Annotated in this window: 17 protein-coding genes; 7 read left to right on the top strand and 10 right to left on the bottom strand. The window is 64.1% G+C overall.

Going from position 1 to position 20,381, the window contains the following annotated elements; translation table 11 throughout:
* The first annotated feature begins 37 nt into the window (after positions 1-37).
* Positions 38-748 carry an ABC transporter ATP-binding protein gene (locus ACVC5H_RS14310; protein ID WP_489618516.1) on the top strand — a complete coding sequence of 237 codons (711 nt, stop codon included), beginning with the start codon at positions 38-40 and terminating at the stop codon, positions 746-748.
* On the opposite strand, the gene ACVC5H_RS14305 is transcribed toward ACVC5H_RS14310, so the two are convergent.
* The 3 genes from ACVC5H_RS14305 to ACVC5H_RS14295 form a co-directional block, all read right to left on the bottom strand.
* The gene (locus ACVC5H_RS14305; protein WP_489618515.1) at positions 749-1,693 is read right to left on the bottom strand and encodes a DMT family transporter; all 945 of its coding nucleotides are present in this window, start codon (positions 1,691-1,693) and stop codon (positions 749-751) included.
* Complete coding sequence (locus ACVC5H_RS14300; protein ID WP_489618514.1) at positions 1,653-3,212, bottom strand: NAD(P)H-hydrate dehydratase; 1,560 nt, start codon at positions 3,210-3,212, stop codon at positions 1,653-1,655. The genes ACVC5H_RS14305 and ACVC5H_RS14300 overlap by 41 nt, the downstream gene beginning before the upstream one ends.
* Positions 3,213-3,428: 216 nt before the next feature.
* Entirely contained in the window at positions 3,429-4,700 is a 1,272-nt protein-coding gene (locus tag ACVC5H_RS14295) for an FAD-dependent oxidoreductase (protein WP_489618513.1), read from the bottom strand.
* A gap of 514 nt (positions 4,701-5,214) precedes the next feature.
* Here ACVC5H_RS14295 and purL point away from each other — a divergent pair.
* Entirely contained in the window at positions 5,215-9,237 is a 4,023-nt protein-coding gene (gene purL / locus ACVC5H_RS14290; RefSeq protein ID WP_489618512.1) for a phosphoribosylformylglycinamidine synthase, read from the top strand.
* A gap of 179 nt (positions 9,238-9,416) precedes the next feature.
* On the opposite strand, the gene ACVC5H_RS14285 is transcribed toward purL, so the two are convergent.
* The 6 genes from ACVC5H_RS14285 to ACVC5H_RS14260 all read right to left on the bottom strand — a co-directional run bounded on the left by ACVC5H_RS14285 (position 9,417) and on the right by ACVC5H_RS14260 (position 14,815).
* Positions 9,417-10,544 (bottom strand): porin, encoded by a 1,128-nt coding sequence (locus tag ACVC5H_RS14285; protein ID WP_489618511.1) that lies wholly within the window; start codon positions 10,542-10,544, stop codon positions 9,417-9,419.
* A 501-nt stretch (positions 10,545-11,045) separates the two neighbouring features.
* Positions 11,046-11,822, bottom strand: a complete 777-nt coding sequence (locus ACVC5H_RS14280; RefSeq protein ID WP_338719580.1) for a peptidylprolyl isomerase — start codon at positions 11,820-11,822, stop codon at positions 11,046-11,048.
* Positions 11,823-11,917: 95 nt separating this feature from the next.
* Positions 11,918-12,202, bottom strand: a complete 285-nt coding sequence (locus tag ACVC5H_RS14275; RefSeq protein ID WP_489618510.1) for a BolA family protein — start codon at positions 12,200-12,202, stop codon at positions 11,918-11,920.
* Positions 12,199-12,819 carry a septation protein A gene (locus tag ACVC5H_RS14270; RefSeq protein WP_489618509.1) on the bottom strand — a complete coding sequence of 207 codons (621 nt, stop codon included), beginning with the start codon at positions 12,817-12,819 and terminating at the stop codon, positions 12,199-12,201. Before ACVC5H_RS14270 ends, ACVC5H_RS14275 begins: the two co-directional genes overlap by 4 nt.
* A gap of 43 nt (positions 12,820-12,862) precedes the next feature.
* On the bottom strand, positions 12,863-13,258 hold the full coding sequence (msrB, locus tag ACVC5H_RS14265; RefSeq protein ID WP_489618508.1) for a peptide-methionine (R)-S-oxide reductase MsrB: 396 nt from the start codon (positions 13,256-13,258) through the stop codon (positions 12,863-12,865).
* Between the two features lie 81 nt (positions 13,259-13,339).
* The gene (locus tag ACVC5H_RS14260) at positions 13,340-14,815 is read right to left on the bottom strand and encodes a protein adenylyltransferase SelO (protein WP_489618507.1); all 1,476 of its coding nucleotides are present in this window, start codon (positions 14,813-14,815) and stop codon (positions 13,340-13,342) included.
* A gap of 171 nt (positions 14,816-14,986) precedes the next feature.
* On the opposite strand from ACVC5H_RS14260, the gene ACVC5H_RS14255 reads away from it, so the two are divergent.
* The 5 genes from ACVC5H_RS14255 (at position 14,987) to ACVC5H_RS14235 (ending at position 18,986) form a co-directional block, all read left to right on the top strand.
* Positions 14,987-15,922: a branched-chain amino acid ABC transporter permease gene (locus tag ACVC5H_RS14255; RefSeq protein WP_489618506.1), complete on the top strand. Its 936-nt coding sequence runs from the start codon at positions 14,987-14,989 to the stop codon at positions 15,920-15,922.
* Between the two features lie 3 nt (positions 15,923-15,925).
* Entirely contained in the window at positions 15,926-17,149 is a 1,224-nt protein-coding gene (locus ACVC5H_RS14250; RefSeq protein ID WP_489618505.1) for a branched-chain amino acid ABC transporter permease, read from the top strand.
* Positions 17,146-17,904 (top strand): ABC transporter ATP-binding protein, encoded by a 759-nt coding sequence (locus ACVC5H_RS14245; protein WP_489618504.1) that lies wholly within the window; start codon positions 17,146-17,148, stop codon positions 17,902-17,904. Before ACVC5H_RS14250 ends, ACVC5H_RS14245 begins: the two co-directional genes overlap by 4 nt.
* Positions 17,897-18,613 carry an ABC transporter ATP-binding protein gene (locus tag ACVC5H_RS14240; protein ID WP_489618503.1) on the top strand — a complete coding sequence of 239 codons (717 nt, stop codon included), beginning with the start codon at positions 17,897-17,899 and terminating at the stop codon, positions 18,611-18,613. Before ACVC5H_RS14245 ends, ACVC5H_RS14240 begins: the two co-directional genes overlap by 8 nt.
* Positions 18,614-18,704: 91 nt before the next feature.
* A complete protein-coding gene (locus ACVC5H_RS14235) occupies positions 18,705-18,986 on the top strand; it encodes a hypothetical protein (RefSeq protein WP_489618502.1) in 282 nt (93 codons plus the stop codon).
* A 57-nt stretch (positions 18,987-19,043) separates the two neighbouring features.
* On the opposite strand, the gene ACVC5H_RS14230 is transcribed toward ACVC5H_RS14235, so the two are convergent.
* The gene (locus ACVC5H_RS14230) at positions 19,044-20,351 is read right to left on the bottom strand and encodes an MFS transporter (protein WP_489618501.1); all 1,308 of its coding nucleotides are present in this window, start codon (positions 20,349-20,351) and stop codon (positions 19,044-19,046) included.
* Positions 20,352-20,381: the final 30 nt, after the last annotated feature.

Raw genomic sequence — 20,381 nt, 5'->3', positions numbered from 1 at the left:
CGCCACCCTCCCGGTCCACCTTGCCCGATTGCCTTGCATGCCTGCTTCCGCTCCTGCCAGTCCCGCCATCATTGCCGCCATTGAAGTCCTTCAGTTGTCCAAACACGTTGCCGATGTCTCCGCCCCTTCAGGCCGGCTGACCATCTTGAGCGACATCGATTTTACCGTGGCCGCAGGTACCACGGTGGCCATCGTCGGTGCCTCCGGTTCCGGCAAGTCGACCCTGCTGGGCCTGCTGGCTGGACTGGATACGCCCAGCGAAGGTTCCGTGCGGCTCGACGGCGAAGACATCTACGCTCTCGACGAAGACGGCCGGGCCCTGCTGAGAAAGCGCAAGCTGGGTTTCGTGTTCCAGTCCTTCCAGCTGCTCGGGCACCTCAATGCCCTGGAAAACGTGATGCTGCCGCTCGAATTGCGCGGTGACGCCCAGGCCCGCGCCAAGGCCGAGCAGATGCTGGGCCGCGTGGGGCTGGGCAGCCGCCTGAAGCACTATCCCAAATACCTCTCCGGGGGCGAGCAGCAGCGCGTGGCGCTGGCGCGCGCCTTCGTGACCGAACCACCGCTGCTGTTTGCGGACGAGCCGACCGGCAGCCTCGATGCCGCCACGGGCGAATCGGTTATCCAGCTGATGTTCGAACTGAACCGCGAGCGCGGCTCCACCCTCGTGCTGGTGACCCATGATGCGGGCATTGCCGCCCGTTGCGAGCGCACCCTGACCATAGCCGCCGGGCGACTGGTGCAAGGCTGACTAGACGGATTCCATCGGATCAGCCGGCGGCAGCGGATGTGAACGCTTGTGTTCGATGTAGGCGATGCCGATCCCGCTGGCGCAGATGATGGCGATGCCCAGCACCGTGATCTGGTCCGGGAATTGTCCGAAGACCAGCCAGCCCATGCCACAGGCCGAGATGATCTGGGCGTAGAAGAAGGGCGTCAGCACCGAGGCTTCGGCGTGCCTGTAAGCCGAGTTCTGCAGGAAATGGCCGATGGTGCTGGTGATGCCGGTGGAGACCAGGATCGCCAGTTCCACCATCGTCGGCGTATGGCTGGTCCAGAAGAACGGCACCAGCAGCGTGGACACGATGCTGCCCACCAGGGCGCCGTAGAACAGCGTCACCATCGGATTGTCCGCCTGGCTGGCCTTGCGGTTGAGGATGGACAGCATCGCCTGGGTGAAGGCCGAGACCAGGCCCAGCGCCACCCCATAGGGGGGAATGTCGCCGCTGGGGCGGATCACGATGAGCATGCCCGTAAAGCCGATCAGCACCGCAACCCAGCGCGAGAAATAACTGCGCTCCCCCAGCAGCCAGGGCGAGATGGCCAGCACGATCAGCGGCGCGCAGAAATTCATGGCCGTGCCTTCGGCCAGCGGCACGATCTTCAGGACCGAAAAGAAAATCAGGGTCGAACCCAGCAGCAGCGCGCCGCGTCCCAATTGCAGCCCGAGCCGCCTGGTGTGCAGGATGCTGCGCCCGTGGCGGCGCCGGTACAGCGGTGCCAGCGTAGCCGCCATGAAGAACAGATTGATGGTGTAGCGCATCCAGGCAATCATCACCACGTGATACCCGGCCAGGGCCAGCAGCTTGCCGGCCGTATCCAGCAGGGAAAGCGTCCACAGTCCCGAAATGAGAAAGAGGATGCCCAGCTTATGGTTATGGGCGATGCGTGTGTACGGCAGGACGGCGCTGGACATGGTCTCGGATGATCTGGTTGAACACGGCACGGATGGCCGGAATGAATTCGCTGGCGGTCAGTCCCACCGGTCCCTGGCCGGTGGCCACCAGCTGGTCGGCGGCCGCGCCGTGGATCCAGGTGGCCGCCAAGGCTGCTGCACGGGTCGGCCAGCCCTGTGCCAGCAGGGCACCGCACAGCCCGGACAGTACGTCGCCCGTACCGGCCGTGGACAGCGCCGGATTGCCGCTGGGGTTGATGGCGATCTCGCCATCAGGGAAGGCGATCACCGTGCCAGCCCCCTTGAGCACGGTGATGGCGTTGAACTGCCGCGCCAGCAGGCGCGCGGCCTGCGGGCGGTCCTGCTGGACCTGCTGGGTGGTGCTGTCGAGCAGGCGCGCCGCTTCCAGCGGGTGCGGCGTGATGATGCTGCAGGCCTCGGCGCGCTGGCTGCGCCGGTGCAGCTTGTGCTGCAAGACCGGCTCGGCCGAGATCAGGTTCAGGGCATCGGCATCGACGACGATATCGGCCTCGCTGTCCAGGGCGCGTGCCAGCAGGTCATGCGCATGGCGCGAGGTACCCATGCCGGGGCCGACCACCAGCGCCGCACTGGCGCCGAATTCCACCCGGTCGGCCAGGCGGAACATCAGTTCGGGATGCTTGTCGTCGTAAGCCGGTCCATCCTCGACGAAAGCCACATAGACCCGACCAGCCCCGCCGAAGGCCGCCGTGCGCGCTGCCAGTACCGGCGCGCCGGCCATGCCGCGCGCCCCGCCGACCACGATCACGTCGCCATAGCTGCCCTTGTGGCTGTTGTTGGCACGCGGCTTGAGTGCCGTGGCAAAGCTCTGCGGACCGTTCAGGAAAGCCCGCGCAGGCGGCAGCAGGACCGGCGCGATCTCCAGCGGATCGACCACGATCTGGCCGCTGTGGTCGCTGCCGTCACAGGTATGCAGTCCGGGCTTGTCGCCGATGAAGGTAATGGTATGGGTGGCCTGGACCGCCACGCCCTCGCGGCCGCCGACGATGCTGCCGGTATCGGCGTTGAGCCCGCTGGGTACGTCGATGGAGAGCACCGGGCAGCGCAGGCTGTTGACGTACTCGATGATGGGCCGCAGGGCCGGACCCGGCGGACGCGCCAGGCCGATGCCGAACAGGCCGTCGATCACCAGGGCCCAGGACTGCGCGCGCAGCGGTGCATCACCCAGACCTTCGATGAACTGGATCTCGGCTTCGCGGGCGCGCGCCAGGGCGCGGCGTGCGTCGGGCGGCTGGCGGCTTTCGTCGGCGTGCAGCTGGACACTTACTTCGATGCCGGCTTCTTCCAGCAGGCAGGCCGCTTCCAGGGCGTCGCCGCCATTGTTGCCGGGGCCGGCCAGGATCAGCACCGAGGGCGACGAGGCCGTGGTCGAGCACAGCAGTTGCTGCGCCTGCTCGGCAATGGCGGCGCCGGCGCGCTGCATGAGGGTGTAAGGGGGAAGGGCGGACAGAGCCTCTTGTTCGACCTGGCGGATCTCGGCAACGGAATGGAGCGCGCTCATGATCGTGATCGCTGGAGCCTTAAGTGGAGGTGGCGTGAATGTGGGGTAGTACGGCGCTGACGGAGCCAAGTGCAGGAATGTTCACCTGTACGGGCGGTGGAAATGCGCGTGCTTGATTTTAAGTGAATTGTTCTGTCAGCGCAGGCACATCATTGATGAAAAGAATGCGCGCGGCCAAGGCCGCGCTGCATGAGACGTGTCGAAAGTGTGGCCGGCTCAGGCCAGCACGTCGCGAGGCTGCAAGCCGTCGGGCGGGATTTCGGTGTCCTCGCCGCTGACCATATCGGCGAGCAGGCGCGCCGAGCCGACGCTGGCAGCCCAGCCGGTGGCGCCATGGCCGACGTTGACGAAGACGTTGCCGTGCCGCGTCGGTCCCACCACGGGCAGGCCGTGCGGCAGCAAGGCGATGGTATTGCTCCAGAAGTGCGCCTGGTTGTAGTTGGCGGCATTGGGGTAGTAGTCGCCGGCAATCTTGAGCAGGTTGCGCAAGGCCTTGGGCGGCAAGGTCTGGCTCGGCGGCACGAAGCCCAGCAGGCCGCTGATGCGGATGCGTCCGCCGAGGCGGGACATGGCCACCTTGTAGCTGTCGTCGTAGAGCGCCATGTTTGGGGCGTCGTCCGGATTCTTGACCGGGACCAGTGCCGAATAGGTCTGCAGCGCCCGCAACGGCAGCTCGGTGTCGAGCGGACGCAGCAGCTCGGCACTGCCCATGCCGGCCGCTACCACCACCGCATCCACGCGCATCTGCGCAGCCAGGTGGGGCGAGTCGATCTGCAGGGCGACGCGGCCGCCGAAATCGGTGCTGATGGCCGTGACCCTGGCATCGAAATGGAAGCTCACCCCCAGCGCCTGGGCCGCGTTGCGCATCTGCTTGGCAAACAGGACGCAATTGCCGGCCAGATCATCAGGGTAATAGAGGGCAGCGGAGAGCTTGGCCTCCGAGGAAAAGGCCGGTTCCAGCGTGCGGATGGCGGCCGCGTCCAGCACCTGGTGCTTGAACTCGCATTGCCGGGCGGCTTCCTGCATCGCTTCCATGCGCGCGGCTTCGGCGGGCTGGCGGAACAGGTGGAAGACACCGTTGCCGTTTTCGTTTTCCAGGTTGTAATGGGCTTGCAGTTGCAGCGTCAGGCTCTGGCCATAGGCCGACAGGCGCGACAGGCGCAGCTTGTGCCCGGCAAAGTCGTGTTGCTGGGCCTGGCGCGTGGCGCGCATCCAGCGGCGGCGGCCAAAGTCGGTGCCGGAAGCCAGCAGGACCCGCGGCTCGTCCTGGAAGCGGCAGGCAAAGGTCGCCATGGCGCCCGGCAAGGTCAACGGCGTAGCGGCGCCCGGCGCCAGCAGGCCGGAGTCGCCGAAGGTGGCTTCTTCGGCCACGTGCGCGCGGCGCTCGATGACGGCAACTTCATAGCCCTTGGCGGCCAGGAAGTAGGCGCTGCAAATCCCTGAAAGTCCCCCGCCGATGACGGCGATCTGTCGATGTGTGCTGTTCACTCTATTCGTCTTGGAAGCGGACGGGCCGCTGTGGTCATGGGCATCTGCGGGTCGTCCCGCGCTGGCTGCGTTGCGTCTGGCGCGTGGCCCAGGTCCGATGCGGGCCGAATGATACCGCGAAATTTCCTTGTCGTTCGGATATTGCCGCATTGCTACATTCGGGCATGCTGGAGGTGAAGCCATTTGATGCATCCAAGGACAACGCATGGTGACGTGTTGGCGATGACATCAAGCAAGGGCCGGCCTGTCAAGGCTCCCCAAATGGCGAGGCGCGCCACCGACAGCAGCCGGCGCCCGGAGCGGCGTGCATTGCACGGGACTTGGCGCGGTGACCACTGTATAATGCCGGCTCTGCCAGCTAACGCGCGCACGATCCATCATTCCGACACACCCCAGCCTGCACGTTTTTTCCTTGTGCCATGCGGCATCCGGGGCGGGCCGGTGCCGGTGGACCGGTCCCTGCCGCGATGCTGCCACGGTTTTCCCGATTCAAGCTAACTGCCTCGACCTCGCCATGCTGATCCTGCCGGGCTCCAATGCCCTTTCCGCTTTCCGTACCCAACGCCTTCTGACCCAATTGCAAGCAGTGGATGCCGCCATTACCGGCGTGTCCGGCCGCTACCTGCATTTCGTCGACGCCAAGGCCCTGACGCAAGAGGATGAGGCCCGCCTCAACGGCCTGCTGACCTACGGCGACCCCTTCAATGGCAGCGACGAGGGCGATGCCTTCGTGGTGATTCCGCGTTTCGGCACCATCTCGCCCTGGGCCAGCAAGGCCACCGACATCGTGCGCAATTGCGGCATGGGCCATATTCACCGCGTGGAGCGCGGCATCATCTTCCGCGTGCAGGTCAAGACGGGCCTGTTGGGCGGCACCAAAAAACTGAACGAAGCCAGCCTCCCGGCCGTGGCCGCGCTGCTGCATGACCGCATGACCGAGACCGTGCTGCGTGATCCGCAAGACGCTGCCGGCTTGTTCACGGAACTGCAAGCCAAGCCGCTGGAGTCCGTCGACGTGATCGGCGGCGGCCGCGCCGCGCTGGAGCGCGCCAACACCGAACTGGGCCTGGCCCTGTCGGACGACGAGATCGATTACCTGGTGGAAGCCTTCACCAAGGCCCAGCGCAATCCGACCGACGTCGAACTGATGATGTTCGCCCAGGCCAACAGCGAACACTGCCGCCACAAGATCTTCAACGCCGACTGGACCATCGACGGCGAAAAGCAGGACAAGTCGCTCTTCGGCATGATCAAGAACACCCATCAACTGGCGCCCAAGGGCACCGTGGTGGCCTATTCGGACAACTCCTCCATCATCGAGGGCGCCACCATTTCGCGCTTCTACCAGCGCGGCGCCACCAAGGGCAACGTGTATGAAGCGTCGGACGAGCTGACCCACATCCTGATGAAGGTGGAAACCCACAACCACCCGACCGCCATCTCCCCGTTCCCGGGCGCCTCCACTGGCGCTGGCGGTGAAATCCGCGACGAAGGCGCGACCGGCCGGGGCTCCAAGCCCAAGGCCGGCCTGACCGGCTTTACCGTCTCCAACCTGATGGTCACCCACGCCGTGCAACCCTGGGAAAACGCCCGCGACGTGGCCCAGCCGGTCGCCGAGCGCGACGAGCACGCCCAGGGCGGCATCTATGGCAAGCCCGAGCGCATCGCTTCGCCGCTGCAGATCATGATCGACGGCCCGCTGGGCGGCGCCGCTTTCAACAATGAATTCGGCCGTCCCAACCTGGGCGGTTACTTCCGTACCTACGAGCAGAACGTGGGCGGCCAGGTCATGGGCTATCACAAGCCCATCATGATTGCCGGCGGCATGGGCAACATCTCGGCCAAGCACACCAGGAAGAACGACCTGCCGGTGGGCAGCCTGCTGATCCAGCTGGGCGGTCCCGGCATGCGCATCGGCATGGGCGGCGGCGCCGCTTCCTCGATGGCCACCGGCGTGAACACGGCTGACCTGGACTTCGATTCGGTCCAGCGTGGCAACCCCGAAATGGAACGTCGCGCCCAGGAAGTCATCAACGCCTGCTGGGCACTGGGTGACGACAACCCGATCCAGTCCATCCACGACGTGGGTGCGGGCGGCCTGTCCAATGCCTTCCCGGAAATCACCAACGACGCCAAGCGCGGCGCCATCTTCGATTTGCGCCGTGTGCCGCTGGAAGAAAGCGGCCTGGCCCCGCGCGAGATCTGGAGCAACGAATCCCAGGAACGCTACGTGCTGGCCATCCTGCCGGAACACCTGGAACTGTTCCAATACCTGTGCGAGCGCGAGCGCGCACCCTTCGCCGTGGTCGGTACCGCCACCGAAGAACGCCAGTTGAAGGTGATCGACCCCGAGCACAACAACAGCCCGGTCGACATGCCCATGGACGTGCTGCTGGGCAAGCCGCCCAAGATGCACCGTGACGTGCAGCACGTCGAGAAGCAACTGCCTCCGGTCGACCTGACCGGCATGGACCTGGTGGACGTGGCCCAGCGCGTGCTGCGCCTGCCGGCCGTGGCCGACAAGTCCTTCCTGATCACCATCGGTGACCGTAGCGTCGGCGCCATGACCGTGCGCGACCAGATGGTCGGCCCCTGGCAGGTGCCGGTGGCCGACGTGGCCGTGACCGCCATGGGCCTGGAAGGCTATCGCGGCGAAGCCATGGCCATGGGCGAGCGCACCCCGCTGGCCGTGATCGACGCCCCGGCCTCAGGCCGCATGGCTGTCGGCGAAGCCATCACCAACATCGCCGCCGCACCGATCGCCGAAATCGGCGACATCAAGCTGTCGGCCAACTGGATGGCGGCCTGCGGCCAGCCTGGCCAGGATGCCGCGCTGTTCGATACCGTCAAGGCCGTGGGCATGGAGCTGTGCCCGGCACTGGGAATCTCGATCCCGGTGGGCAAGGATTCGCTGTCCATGCGCAGCACCTGGAGCGATGAAGAGGGCGCCAAGTCGGTGACTTCACCGGTGTCGCTGATCGTTTCCGGCTTTGCGCCGGTGACCGACGTGCGTGGCGTGCTGACGCCGCAACTGCGCAAGGACAAGGGCGAGACCGTCCTGATCCTGATCGACCTGGGCCGTGGCAAGAACCGTATGGGCGCTTCCGCACTGACGCAGGTGATGCAGCAGATCGGCAACGAGACCCCGGACGTGGACAGCGCCGAAGACCTGAAGGCCTTCTTCAACGCCATCCAGCAACTCAACACCGAAGACCGCCTGCTGGCCTACCATGACCGTTCCGATGGCGGCCTGTACGCCACCCTGGCCGAAATGGCCTTTGCCGGCCATACCGGGATCTCGGTCAACCTCGACATCCTGACCATGGAAGCCGAGCACGCCGCCGACTGGGGCGATTCCAAGAACTGGACCACGCAAGTGGCCGAGCGCCGCAATGAACTGACCCTGCGCGCGCTGTTCAGCGAAGAGCTGGGTGCGGTCATCCAGGTGCCGGCCGAGCAGAAGTCGGACGTCATGAACGTGCTGCGCAGCTACAACCTGGGTGCCTGCAGCCACATCATCGGCAAGCCCAATGACCGGGACGTGATCGAATTCATGCGCGATGCCAAGAACATCTACAGCCAGCCGCGCGCCGAGCTGCATCGCGTCTGGAGCGAAACCAGCTGGCGCATCGCCCGACTGCGCGACAACCCGGCCTGCGCCGATGCCGAATACGATCGCCTGCTGGACGCGGCTGATCCGGGCATGACGCCCAAGCTGAGCTTCGACCCGCAGGAAGACATCGCCGCACCGTACCTGTCGCTGGGTGCAGCCGCCCGTCCCAAGGTCGCCATCCTGCGCGAGCAGGGCGTGAACTCGCACATCGAGACCGCCTATGTCATGCACAAGGCCGGCTTCACGGCGGTGGACGTGCACATGAGCGACCTCATCGCCAATCGCGCCAGGCTGGACGACTTCAAGGGCTTCATCGCCGTGGGTGGTTTCTCCTATGGTGACGTGCTGGGTGCCGGCGAAGGCTGGGCCAAGACCATCCTGTTCAACGCGCAGCTGGCCGAGCAGTTCTCGCGCTTCTTCCAGCGCCAGGACACCTTCTCGCTGGGCATCTGCAACGGTTGCCAGATGATGAGCAACCTCAAGTCCATGATCCCCGGTGCCGAAGCCTGGCCCAAGTTCACCCGCAACAAGTCCGAGCAGTTCGAGGCGCGTTTCGTGATGGTGGAAGTGGCGGATTCGCCGTCGATCTTCATGCAGGGCATGGCCGGCACCCAGGCGCCCATCGCCACGGCCCACGGTGAAGGTTTTGCCGATTTCTCGCAGACTGGTGACATCGACAAGGCCATCATCGCCATGCGCTACGTTGACCATCGCGGGGCGGCCACCGAGGCGTATCCGTTCAACCCGAACGGCTCGCCCCAGGGCATCACCTCGGTGACCACGCCGGATGGCCGCTTCACGGTCCTGATGCCGCACGCCGAACGCGTGTTCCGCACCGTGACCCAATCCTGGCACCCGGAATCCTGGGGCGAGGATTCGCCGTGGATGCGCATGTTCCGCAATGCCCGCAAGTGGGTGGGTTGAGCCTGAAAGGCTGCTTTATGAAGTTTCCTCCGCGACTGCCCGCCCCGTGCGGCAGTCGGGGTGGGGTCCAAAAGCCAGGGTGAAAAAAAACGCAGTTCCGTGAGGAACTGCGTTTTTCGTTTCTGCTGCCTGTCTGGAGCGTTCCCGCTCTCCGGGGGGAGAGCGGTGCTCAAGCCGGATCAGAAGATGTGGCGGATACCCACGGCAACGGTGGTCATGCTGCTCTTGCCGGTCGCGGAACTGGTCAGCTCATACACGGCAGCGTCCTTGGCCTTGTTGTAGTCCACGGTGGTGTACAACTGGGTGCGCTTGGACAGGGCGTATTCAGCCCAGCCAACCACGGCGTAACGCTTGCCGTCGCCGACGTTGCCGGTGCTGACATAGGAAACGTTCTTGCTGCGGTCATAGTAGAACGCGCCGGTCAGGGTCAGGGCGCTGGTGGCCTTGTAGCTGGAACCCAGGAAGAAACCATTATCCTTGCGCTCGTTGCCGGCGGTTGCAGCCGACGTGCTGGCCACGGTCCATGCGGAGCTGCTGCTCACATCGCTGTCGGCAGCCATGAAGGCGCCGGTGGTGCCGGTGCGATCCTTGATGTTGAACCAGCCGGCGAAGATCTTGGCAGAGCCGAAGTCATAGGAAGCAGACAGATTCCAGACGGTATCTTTGTAGCTGGAGTTGGTGGCGTCCACGGTCTGCTGATAGCCACCGCCCAGTGCCAGGGGGCCAGCGGTATAGCGCAGGGCGCTGCTGAACTGGCTGCCGGTGCGGACGGAACCGGCCTTTTCGCCAAAGGCCCAGCTTGCCGATGCGGCCACCGGACCGAATTCGCCGTCGTAGCGCACCATGTTGGAGTTACGGACCAGGGAGGCGGCCGCAGGCAGCCACGAGTTGCTGGCGTAGTTGCCCACGGTCAGCGGATCGAAGTAGTCACCCAGCAGGTCGAACAGCGGCGTATCTTGACGACCCACGCGCACCTTGCCGAAGCTGCCAGCCAGACCTACCCAGGATTGACGGTTGAAGATCGTGTTGGCGCTGCTCATGCTGCCGTTGTCGCCATTGAAGCCGTTTTCCAGTTGGAACATGGCCTTCAGACCGCCACCCAGATCTTCGGTACCCTTGAAACCAATGCGGCTGTTGGCGATGGCGCCGTTATCCACGCGTACATTGCTGTCACCCTTGGCATTGGCATTGTTGAGATAGTGGATGCTCGTATCGACGATGCCGTAGATGGTCACGGAGGACTGGGCAAACGCTGCGCCGCCGGTGGTCAGGCCGGCTGCCAGCAGCAGCATGGAACTCTTTTTCATAGGTTTCTCTCCAGAAAGCACGATGTTGTGTTTGTGATGGCGTCGCGGATCGGCCTTGTGTGCTTCTCCCCGAAACACCTCTTTTTTCGCTGCGATCATGAAATACGTGGCTGATCGCAGCCTGTCCCTATTTGGAACTGCATCGAAGAATATCAGAACGATGGTTCGCAAAATGCGCGAAATGCTGCAGAAAAATTCCGTTTTTTTAATTATTTATTTTATTTATATGAATATAAAAAATTTATTAACTAAATTTTTTATAAAAATAAATTTCCACTATGAAGCTTGAATTGTGTCTCTCGCATGACGAGAAGGGCAATTTCAGCGGTTTTTTGGAGGAAATCCGGCGTTTTTGGGCGGCTTTTTGTTCACTGCTGCAGAACTTGTGCGTGAAAACGTAGCTAAAAAGCAACATGCCCGGGCAGGAGACCTGGCCGGGCATGCGGGAGAGCGGTGAAGAGGAGGGCGAAGCCTTCCTCTTCAGAGAACAAGGCGGGAGGCTTATTGCACCTTGGCCTTGGCGCGCAGGGTTTCCTGGTAAGCCTGCAGCTTCTTCTGTTGCAGGGCTTCAGCGATCTGCGGCTTGACTTCGTCCAGGGTCGGGACCTTGGCCGGACGCACGTCTTCCAGCTGGATCACGTGCCAGCCGAACTGGGTCTGCACCGGGGTCTGGGTGACTTCACCCTTCTTCAGGGCCACCATGGCGTCGGAGAACGGCTTGACGAAGGAGGCCGGGGTCGCCCAGTCCAGGTCGCCACCGTTGGCTGCCGAACCGGTGTCCTTGGACTGCTTGGCCAGGTCTTCAAACTTGGTGCCGGCCTTCAGCTTGGCGATGATGGCTTCGGCATCTTCCTTCTTGTCCACCAGGATGTGGCGGGCGTGGTATTCCTTGTCGCCGGCCTGGGCCTTGAACTTGTCGTATTCAGCCTTGATGTCGGCGTCCGAGACCGGGTTCTTCTTCAGGTAGTCAGCGATCAGGGCGCGGATCACGATGGACTGGCGGGCCAGTTCCAGCTGGTTCTTGACGTCGGTGCTGTTGGCCAGGCCTTGCTTGTCGGCCTCTTGCATCAGGATTTCACGGTTGATCAGTTCTTCCTTGATGGCACCGCGCAGCTGCGGGGTGTCGGGCTGGCCTTGGGCGGTCATCTGCTTGACCATCAGGTCGGCGCGGGAGGAGGGAATCGCCTTGCCGTTCACAACGGCCAGGTTTTGTGCGAAGGCCGGGATGGAAGCGATAGCGAACAGCAGCACCAGCAGACGAGCGGGTTTGAATGTCATTGTTGAATCCTAGAAAAGAAAGGAATGAATCAAAACGGAGAAGAAAAACAGGAGGGGCTTGATAAGTAGAGTAGGCGTCGGTCTTGTGCTTTGTCTCAGTTCTTTGCCTCTGACGGCGAGAGTGCCACGATGGCCAGCGCGTGGATCTCCTGCTGCATCAGGTCGGACAGGCAATCATACACCAGCCGGTGGCGGTTCAAGCGATTTTTGCCGTCGAACAACTGGGAAACCAGGCGGACCCTGTAATGCCCTCCGCCAGAGGCGGCCCCGGCATGTCCGGCATGCAGGGCAGACTCATCCTCGACCAGACAGGCCTCGGGCGAGAAAGTTGCAGTCAGGCGCTCGGTAATGCGCTGCACGCGGGTGTCAGGTGCGCTCATTGCTCATCCTTCATGTATTTGGAGAGGAACAGGCTCTGGCCGATGATGAAGGCAAACATCAGGCCCATGCTGCCGAACATCTTGAAGTTGACCCAGGTATCGAGGGAATAGTTGAAGGCGATATACAGGTTCAGCACGCCCATGACCGCGAAGAACACAATCCAGGCCAGGTTCAGGCGCGGCCAGATCGGTTCGGGCAGGGTGACCTGCTTTTCCATCATGACGCGGATCAGGTTCTTCTTCATGAACAGCTGCGACACCAGCAAGGCCAGGCCGAAAGCCCAGTACAGGATGGTCGGTTTCCACTTGATGAAGGTATCGTCACGGAAATAGATGGTGGCCCCGCCGAAGACCACGATGATGGCCAGCGACACCCACAGCATGGCGTCCACCTTGCGCCGGCGCAGCAGCAGCCAGGCGATCTGGCCCAGCGAGGCGACGATGGCCACGGCGGTGGACAGCAGGATGGGCGCTTGCGCGGCGGTGACGGCGCCGGCCGACATGGCCCCGCCGAGATATTGCATCACCAGGTCTTGCGCGGCCGAGGGATGACCCTCGGCCCATTTGAAGACGCCGAAAAACAGGATGACGGGGAACAGGTCGAACAAAAACTTCATCGGGTGGCTTCTTCAGTGAGTCATGAAAGGATGGAGGGCCGGCTTACGCCGGGTCGAAGCGCAGCGAAGCCGAATTGATGCAATAGCGCAGTCCGGTAGGCGGCGGGCCGTCGGGGAAGACGTGGCCCAGGTGGGCGTCGCAGACGTTGCAGATGATCTCGGTGCGAATCATGCCATAACTGCGGTCCAGTTTCTCGCGCACGTTGGCCGGATCGATGGGTTCGAAGTAGCTGGGCCAGCCGCAGCCGGAGTCGAACTTGGCATCCGAGGTGAACAGCGGCGTGCCGCAGCAGACACAGGTATAGATGCCGGCTTCGTGGTGATCCCAGTAACGGCCGGTGAAGGCTCGCTCGGTGGCGGCTTCGCGGGTGACCTGGTACTCCATCGGGTCCAGCTGTTCGCGCCATTGCGCTTCGGTCTTTTCTACACGTTTGTTCATGCTTGGCTCCTTGTGGATGACGGGGCGACGGGCAAATACGGCCCGCACAGGAAGAAAGTTTCAACAGCCTCAAATGCGCCCTCAGGAAGAGCAGCTCACCTCAAGATGGCTGGCCCAGTCCGGTGGCAGGGCCGCATAGCGCTCGAATTCGGGCTGTTCGTCGAAGGGATGGCGCAGGACCTGCTGCAGGCGCTCCACTTCGCTGAAATCTTTCTGTTGCGCCTTCTCGATGGCGACCTGGGCGAGGTAATTGCGAAGCACGTATTTGGGGTTGACTGCATGCATTGCAAGCCGGCGGGCGTCGTCCTCGCTATCCTCGGCGCGCAGCCGGGCGCGATATTGCGCGGCCCAGGCATCGAAGGCAGGACGGTCGAGGATGAGGTCGCGCAAGGGCTCGTCCTGCGCCGTATTGCCGACCTGCAAGTCACCCAGGCGGCGGAAGAACAGGGTGAAATCCACGCCGTTGGCCTGCAGGATGCCAAACATGGCCTCGATCAGCCGGGCATCCTCGGCTTGCTGCATCTTCAGGCCCAGTTTGGCGTGCAGCAGGGCATCGTGCTGCGCCTGGAAGATCGCTTCATAGCCGGCCAGGGCCGCTTCGGTCTGTTCCACCGACCCGATCAGCGGCAGCATGGCCTGGCCCAGCGCGAAGCAGTTCCACTGGCCGATGCGCGGCTGCATCTGGTAGCTGTAGCGGCCCTGGCTGTCGGTGTGGTTGCAGATGTGGCGCGCGTCGAAGGCTTCCATGAAGCCGAAGGGACCGTAATCCAGCGTCAGGCCCAGGATGGACATGTTGTCGGTGTTCATCACCCCATGCATGAAACCCACCGCCTGCCATTGCGCCATCAGGATGGCGGTGCGGCGGGTGACTTCCCTGAGCAGGGCCTGATAGGGGTTTTCTTCGGCCAGCAGTTCCGGATAGAACTGTTCCAGCACGGTATCGGCCAGGATCTTCAATTCGTCGAAGCGCTGGTTGTAGTACCAGTGCTCGAAGGAGCCGAAGCGGATGAAGCTGGGCGCCATGCGGGTGACCACGGCGGCCGTTTCCGGGGTCTCGCGCAGGACGCGCTGGTCCGAGCCGATCACGGTCAGCGCGCGCGTGGTGGGGATGCCGAGTGCCGCCATGGCTTCCGAACAGAGGAATTCGCGGATCGAGGACCGCAGCACGGCACGGCCGTCGCCCATGCGCGAATAGGGTGTCTGCCCGGCGCCCTTCAACTGCAGCTCGATGCGGCTCTGGCCGTCGGCAGCAGGCAGGTCGCCCAAGGTAATGGCGCGCCCATCGCCCAGCTGGCCAGCCCAGACGCCGAACTGGTGGCCCGAATATACCGCCGACAGCGGTGCCGAACCGGGGGCGATCTGGTTGCCGGCAAAGATGTCGAGGAAGCTGCGATCATCAATGGCTGGCGTACTCAGCCCGACGGTGGCGGCAGCGTCCTCGCTGAAGCCGACCAGGTAAGGCGCGGGCAGGGGCGTGGGCTGCAGCCGGGTGTAGAACGCCGGTGGCAGCGCGGCAAAGCGGTTTTCGAAAGAAGGAAGTGAATAAGCTTGCGTCATGTTCAGCCTGTGGCGCGGCCCGGGGCGGACTCGCAATCCGTTATTTTGACAGAGAAGCGCGAATCCCATAGGATCGCTCCACTTTTGCGTCCGGCTGCGCTTGGCGGGGCGCGGCAAACGCTTCACTCACTTCAACCCGGTCAACATCGTCCCCCCGGCAAGGCTGGCAATTTGGAATTCGCGCTGATCACCTTCCTGAACGGCCTGGGCTACGGCTTCCTGCTGTTCCTGCTGTCTTCGGGCCTCACGCTCATCTACAGCATGATGGGCGTGCCCAACTTCGCCCATGCCAGCTTCTACATGCTGGGCGCGTACGTCGCCTATGCGCTGGCCGGCGTGCTGGGATTCTGGTGGGCGCTGCTGCTGGCGCCGCTGGCCGTGGGCGTGGTCGGGGCGCTGGTGGAGCATTATGGCCTGCGTATCGTGCATCGCTATGGGCATGTGCCGGAATTGTTGTTCACTTTTGGCCTGTCCTATCTGGTGGTGGAACTGGTGCAGCTGGTGTGGGGGCGCTCGCCCGTGCCTTATCGCATTCCGCCTGAGCTGGACGGCACGCTTTTCACGCTCTATTCGACGGCATTCCCGATCTATCGCGGCTTCATGCTGCTGGTGGCGGCCCTGATGCTGCTGGCCCTGTGGTTGCTATTGCGCCATACCCGCATCGGGCTGGTGATCCAGGCTGCGCTGACCCATCCGCAGATGGCCGAGGCGCTGGGTCACAACGTGCCGCGCGTGTTCATGCTGGTCTTTGGCGGCGGCTGCGCGCTGGCGGCGCTGGCCGGCGTCATCGGCGGCAATGCCTTCGTTACCGAGCCGGGCATGGCGGCGGCCGTGGGCAGCATCATCTTCGTGGTGGTGGTGGTCGGCGGGCTGGGCTCGCTGGCTGGCGCCTTCATCACTTCGCTCCTGATCGGGATGATGCAGACCTTTGCCGTGGCGCTGGATGTGTCGCTGGCCAGCCTGGGTGTGCAAGTGTCGACCAGCAGTGCCCTGGCGCCGCTGGTGCGGCTGACCCTGGCACAGGTGGCGCCGGTGTTGCCCTACCTGCTGCTGGTGGTGATGCTGATCGTGCGCCCCAAGGGGCTCATGGGACGGCGGGAGGGCTGAAGGATGCGACGCATCGTCCTTCCCTGGCTGCTGTTGGCCTGCATGCTGTTGGTTGCGCCTCTGGTGTTTCCGCAAAGTGCAGCCTTGTCGCTGCTCTCGCAGATGGGCACGATGGTGTTGCTCTGCCTCTCCTGCAACATGCTGCTGGGCGAGGGCGGGATGCTCTCCTTCGGGCATGCAGTGTATTCAGGACTGGGGGCTTTTGGCGCGATCCATCTGATGAATCGCATGGCGGATGGGGCAGTGGCCTTTCCGGTGACCTTGGTACCGCTCGCAGGTGGCCTGACGGGTGCGCTCTGCGCGGTGGTGCTGGGCTATCTCACCACGCGCCGCGCCGGCACCACCTTTGCCATGATCACGCTGGGACTGGTGGAACTGGTCTCGGCCTGCGTGCTGATGTTTCCGGAAGTCTTTGGCGGCGAGGGCGGCATCTCGGGAAACCGCGTCATCGGCGAGCCGGTGCTGGGGATCAGCTACGGGCCGCAGATCCAGGTGTATTACCTGATCGCCGGTTGGCTGCTGGTCTGTGCCATCGCCATCTACGCGCTGCGCCACACGCCGCTGGGCCGTATCCTCAATGCCGTGCGCGACAATCCCGAACGCGCCGCCTTCATCGGCTACGATCCGCAGCGGGTGCGCTACCTGGCGCTGATCCTGTCGGCTTTCTTTGCGGGCGTCTCGGGCGGGCTGTCGGCCATCAACTTCGAGATCGTCAGCGCTGAATACGTGGGGACGCTGCGTTCCGGCGCCATCCTGCTCTTTACCTTCATCGGCGGTACCGCCTATTTCTACGGACCCATCATCGGCGGCGTGGTCGGGGTGCTGTTTTCTTCCTGGCTCTCGGCCTATACGCAGGCCTGGCAGTTTTACCTGGGCGCGTTCTTCATCCTGATCGTGATGACCGCTCCGGGCGGGCTGGCCAGCCTGATCGACCGGGGCTGGCGGCTGCTGCGCAGTGGGGAGATGGACGCGCGTCTGGCAATGCGGTTGGGCCTGTGGCTAGCTGCGGCATCCTGCATGCTGGCCGGCGTCATCCTGGCCACCGAGATGGCCTATCAGGCCAGCCTGGGCAGCCTGGCGGAGACGGGTGAGGGGGCCGCAGCGCTGGTGCTCTGGGGCTGGTCCATCGACGTCCATGCGGCACGTCCATGGATTGCGGCGGTGCTGCTGATCGCGGTGGGCGCAATGGCGCTGGCGGCCTGGCATCGCCGGGGGAAGGGCCGATGAACCAGCTTTCTCCCCTGGTGCTGCAAGGCGTGCATAAAGCCTTCGACCGCAGTGAAATCCTGCGCGGTGTCGATCTGCAATTTCAGCCCGGCGAGCGCTGCGCCCTGATCGGGCCCAATGGGGCGGGCAAGTCCAGCCTGTTCCATGTGATCTCGGGCCGCTACCGCGCCGATGCCGGCCGCGTGCTGCTGCACGGGCGCGACATCACGCGCGAGCCGCCCCAGCGGATCAATCGGCTGGGCCTGGCGCGCAGCTTCCAGATCACCAGCCTGTTCCCGCGCCTGAGCGCCTTCGAGAACGTGCGCTGTGCGCTGCTGTGGACGCTGGGCTACCGCTATGCCTTCTGGCGCCGCATCGGCCAGTTGCGCGATGCCAGCGAACGGGCGCTGTCGGTACTGGAGAAGGTCGGCCTGGCGGCGCGTGCCGAGGTGGCCGCAGGCGAGCTGAGCTATGCCGAACAACGCGCCCTGGAGCTGGCCGTGACGATGGCCACCGATGCCTCCGTGATCCTGCTCGACGAACCGACGGCCGGCATGAGCCGCGCCGAGAGTGCGGCCATGGTGGCGCTGATCCGTGAAGTCACCGTGGGCAAGACCCTGCTGATGGTGGAGCACGACATGCAGGTCGTCTTCGGCCTGGCCGACCGCATCGCCGTGATGGACAACGGCCGCGTGATCGCCTGCGACACTGCCGAGCGCATCCGCGCCAATCCTGAAGTGCAGGCCTTGTATCTTGACCGGAGGCGCCATGGATAAGCCATCACCCCTGCTCAAGGTCAGCGGCTTGCAGGCCTGGTACGGCCAGGGTCACGTGCTGCATGGCGTGTCCCTGGAGGTGGGGCGCGGCGAGATCGTCAGCATCCTGGGTCGCAATGGGGCGGGCCGCTCGACCTTGCTCAAGGCCCTGATGGGCCAGGTGCGCAGCAGTGGCGAGATCGATTTCGATGGTCGTTCGCTGGCCGGACTGCCCACCCACGCCATCGCCCGGCGCGGCATCGGCTACGTGCCGGAAAGCCGCGATGTCTTCCCCACGCTCACTGTGGCGCAGAACCTGCTGCTGGGCCGCAAGAGCGGCCGCGCGCCGGCCGGTGGCTGGCGTGAAGACGACGTGCTGGCCCTCTTCCCGGCCCTGGCGCGGCGCCACAAGGTGGCGGCCGGCGCGCTCTCCGGCGGCGAGCAGCAGATGCTGGCGCTGGGCCGCGCGCTGATGGGCAATCCCGTCCTGCTGCTGATCGACGAGCCCACCGAAGGCCTCGCGCCGCAGATGGTCGAGCAGGTGGCGCATTGCCTGGAACTGCTGCGCCAGCGCCAGGTGGCGGTGCTGCTGATCGAGCAGAAACAGGCCCTGGCGCTGGACCTGTCGCAGCAGGTCTACGTGATGGGACGGGGCGAGATGGTCTTCCGGGGAACGCCTGCGCAACTGGCGGCGGACCAGGCCTTGCAGCAGGAGTGGCTGGCGCTGTGAAGGGGCAAATCTGGGCAATTCTCGTGCACTGTCGATGGATAGGGCGCCGGCCCATGCGCACAATGGCCGCTTTACCTGAAGCGAGATCCTCATGCTGCTCTGGCCCCTGCTGATTTCCCTTGCCATCCTCGCCCTCTATGCTGCCGACCGAGCCTGGCTGCGCCACGTCCAGCGCGAGGACTTGCCCTTGTACGATCCGCAGGGCTATCTGGAAATGACTGCCCGCATGACCGAACTCTGCCACGGCGACCGTGCACGGGTCGATCAGTTGATCGCGCGCCAGCGTCAGCGCTTTCCGCAGGCTGCGCATGCGGAGCTGGTGCGGCTGGCGATGCGTCAATTGCTGGAGCCGCAGTCTGCGGGCCATTCTTGAAAACAAAAACGGCGGCTCGCCATCAGCGAGTCGCCGTCCGTTCGTGCAGCCTGATGATTACCGGTTGACCAGCTTGGCCGGCAGGCTCAGCGTCAGCAAGCCCCCGATCACCAGCGAGCCCGCCAGCACATACATGCCAGCATTGGTGCTCTGGGTGGTGTCCTTGAGCCAGCCCACCAGGAAGGGGCTGACGAAGCCGGCCAGGTTGCCCAGCGAATTGATCAGCGCGATACCGGCAGCAGCAGCCGTGCCCGACAGGAAGGCCGTCGGCAGGCTCCAGAACAAGGGCAGGGTGGTCAGGATGCCGATGCTGGCCAAGGTCAGCGAGGCCATGGCCAGGGCGGTGTTGTTGCCATACTGGGTGGAGAGCAGCAGGCCGAGGCAGCCGATGAAGGCCGGGATGGCCACGTGCCAGCGGCGTTCACGGCGGGCATCGGCGCTGCGGCCGATCAGCACCATGGCGGCGGCTGCAAAGGCGTAGGGGATGGCGGTGAGCAAGCCCACGTTCAGCGGATCGCTGACCCCGGTGGCCTTGATGATGGTGGGCAGCCAGAAGCTCACGCCGTACAGGCCCATGACGAAGCAGAAGTAGATCAGCGCGCCCAGCCAGACCCGCGCATTGGCGAACATGGCGCCCAGGGAGAGGTGTTCCTTCTGGCTTTCTTCATGGCTGATGTTGGCTTCCAGCAGACGCTTTTCGTCTTCGCTGAGCCAGTCGGCGTCACGGATACGATCCTTCATATACACGACGATCAGGCCGCCCAGGATCAGCGAAGGAATGGCCTCCAGGATGAACATCCACTGCCATCCGGTATGACCCCATACGCCCGGCATGGCATGCATGATCCAGCCCGACAGCGGACCGCCGATCACGCCCGAGAGCGCAATGCCGGTCATGAAGAGCGCGGTGATCTTGCCGCGCCGGGCAGCCGGGTACCAGTAGGTGAGATACAGGATCACGCCAGGGAAGAAGCCCGCCTCGGCTACCCCCAGCAGGAAGCGCATGATGTAGAACATCTCCGGCGAGGTGACGTAGGCCATGGCGCCGGAGATGATGCCCCAGGTAATCATGATGCGGGCGATCCACAAGCGCGCGCCGACCTTGTGCAGGATCATGTTGCTGGGCACTTCGAAGACGAAGTAGCCGAGGAAGAAGATGCCCGCCCCCAGGCCATAGACGGTATCGCTGAACTTCAGGTCCTGCAGCATCTGCAGCTTGGCAAAGCCGACGTTGACCCGATCCAGGTAGGAAGCCACGTAGCACAGGAACAGCAGCGGCAGCAGCCGCCAGGTGACCTTGCTGTAGGTCGCGTCTTCAAAGGATGTGCGCGCGCCGTCGGCGGCTGCGCCTGCTTGGTAGCTCATGTCTCGCTCCAGATGATGTTGGACTTGTCG

The organism is Herbaspirillum sp. Her3 (assembly GCF_057961275.1).
The sequence above is the reverse complement of the archived record's forward strand: the minus strand, read 5'-3'. Positions and strand labels throughout refer to the sequence as shown.

What these genes read in the sequence shown, in the direction of transcription:
- ACVC5H_RS14310 (WP_489618516.1), top strand. Translation starts at nt 38, where the DNA reads ATGCCTGCTTCCGCTCCTGCCAGTCCCGCCATCATTGCCGCCATTGAA.
- ACVC5H_RS14305 (WP_489618515.1), bottom strand. Translation starts at nt 1,693, where the DNA reads ATGTCCAGCGCCGTCCTGCCGTACACACGCATCGCCCATAACCATAAG.
- ACVC5H_RS14300 (WP_489618514.1), bottom strand. Translation starts at nt 3,212, where the DNA reads ATGAGCGCGCTCCATTCCGTTGCCGAGATCCGCCAGGTCGAACAAGAG.
- purL (WP_489618512.1), top strand. Translation starts at nt 5,215, where the DNA reads ATGCTGATCCTGCCGGGCTCCAATGCCCTTTCCGCTTTCCGTACCCAA.
- ACVC5H_RS14285 (WP_489618511.1), bottom strand. Translation starts at nt 10,544, where the DNA reads ATGAAAAAGAGTTCCATGCTGCTGCTGGCAGCCGGCCTGACCACCGGC.
- ACVC5H_RS14280 (WP_338719580.1), bottom strand. Translation starts at nt 11,822, where the DNA reads ATGACATTCAAACCCGCTCGTCTGCTGGTGCTGCTGTTCGCTATCGCT.
- ACVC5H_RS14275 (WP_489618510.1), bottom strand. Translation starts at nt 12,202, where the DNA reads ATGAGCGCACCTGACACCCGCGTGCAGCGCATTACCGAGCGCCTGACT.
- ACVC5H_RS14270 (WP_489618509.1), bottom strand. Translation starts at nt 12,819, where the DNA reads ATGAAGTTTTTGTTCGACCTGTTCCCCGTCATCCTGTTTTTCGGCGTC.
- msrB (WP_489618508.1), bottom strand. Translation starts at nt 13,258, where the DNA reads ATGAACAAACGTGTAGAAAAGACCGAAGCGCAATGGCGCGAACAGCTG.
- ACVC5H_RS14260 (WP_489618507.1), bottom strand. Translation starts at nt 14,815, where the DNA reads ATGACGCAAGCTTATTCACTTCCTTCTTTCGAAAACCGCTTTGCCGCG.
- ACVC5H_RS14250 (WP_489618505.1), top strand. Translation starts at nt 15,926, where the DNA reads ATGCGACGCATCGTCCTTCCCTGGCTGCTGTTGGCCTGCATGCTGTTG.
- ACVC5H_RS14245 (WP_489618504.1), top strand. Translation starts at nt 17,146, where the DNA reads ATGAACCAGCTTTCTCCCCTGGTGCTGCAAGGCGTGCATAAAGCCTTC.
- ACVC5H_RS14240 (WP_489618503.1), top strand. Translation starts at nt 17,897, where the DNA reads ATGGATAAGCCATCACCCCTGCTCAAGGTCAGCGGCTTGCAGGCCTGG.
- ACVC5H_RS14235 (WP_489618502.1), top strand. Translation starts at nt 18,705, where the DNA reads ATGCTGCTCTGGCCCCTGCTGATTTCCCTTGCCATCCTCGCCCTCTAT.
- ACVC5H_RS14230 (WP_489618501.1), bottom strand. Translation starts at nt 20,351, where the DNA reads ATGAGCTACCAAGCAGGCGCAGCCGCCGACGGCGCGCGCACATCCTTT.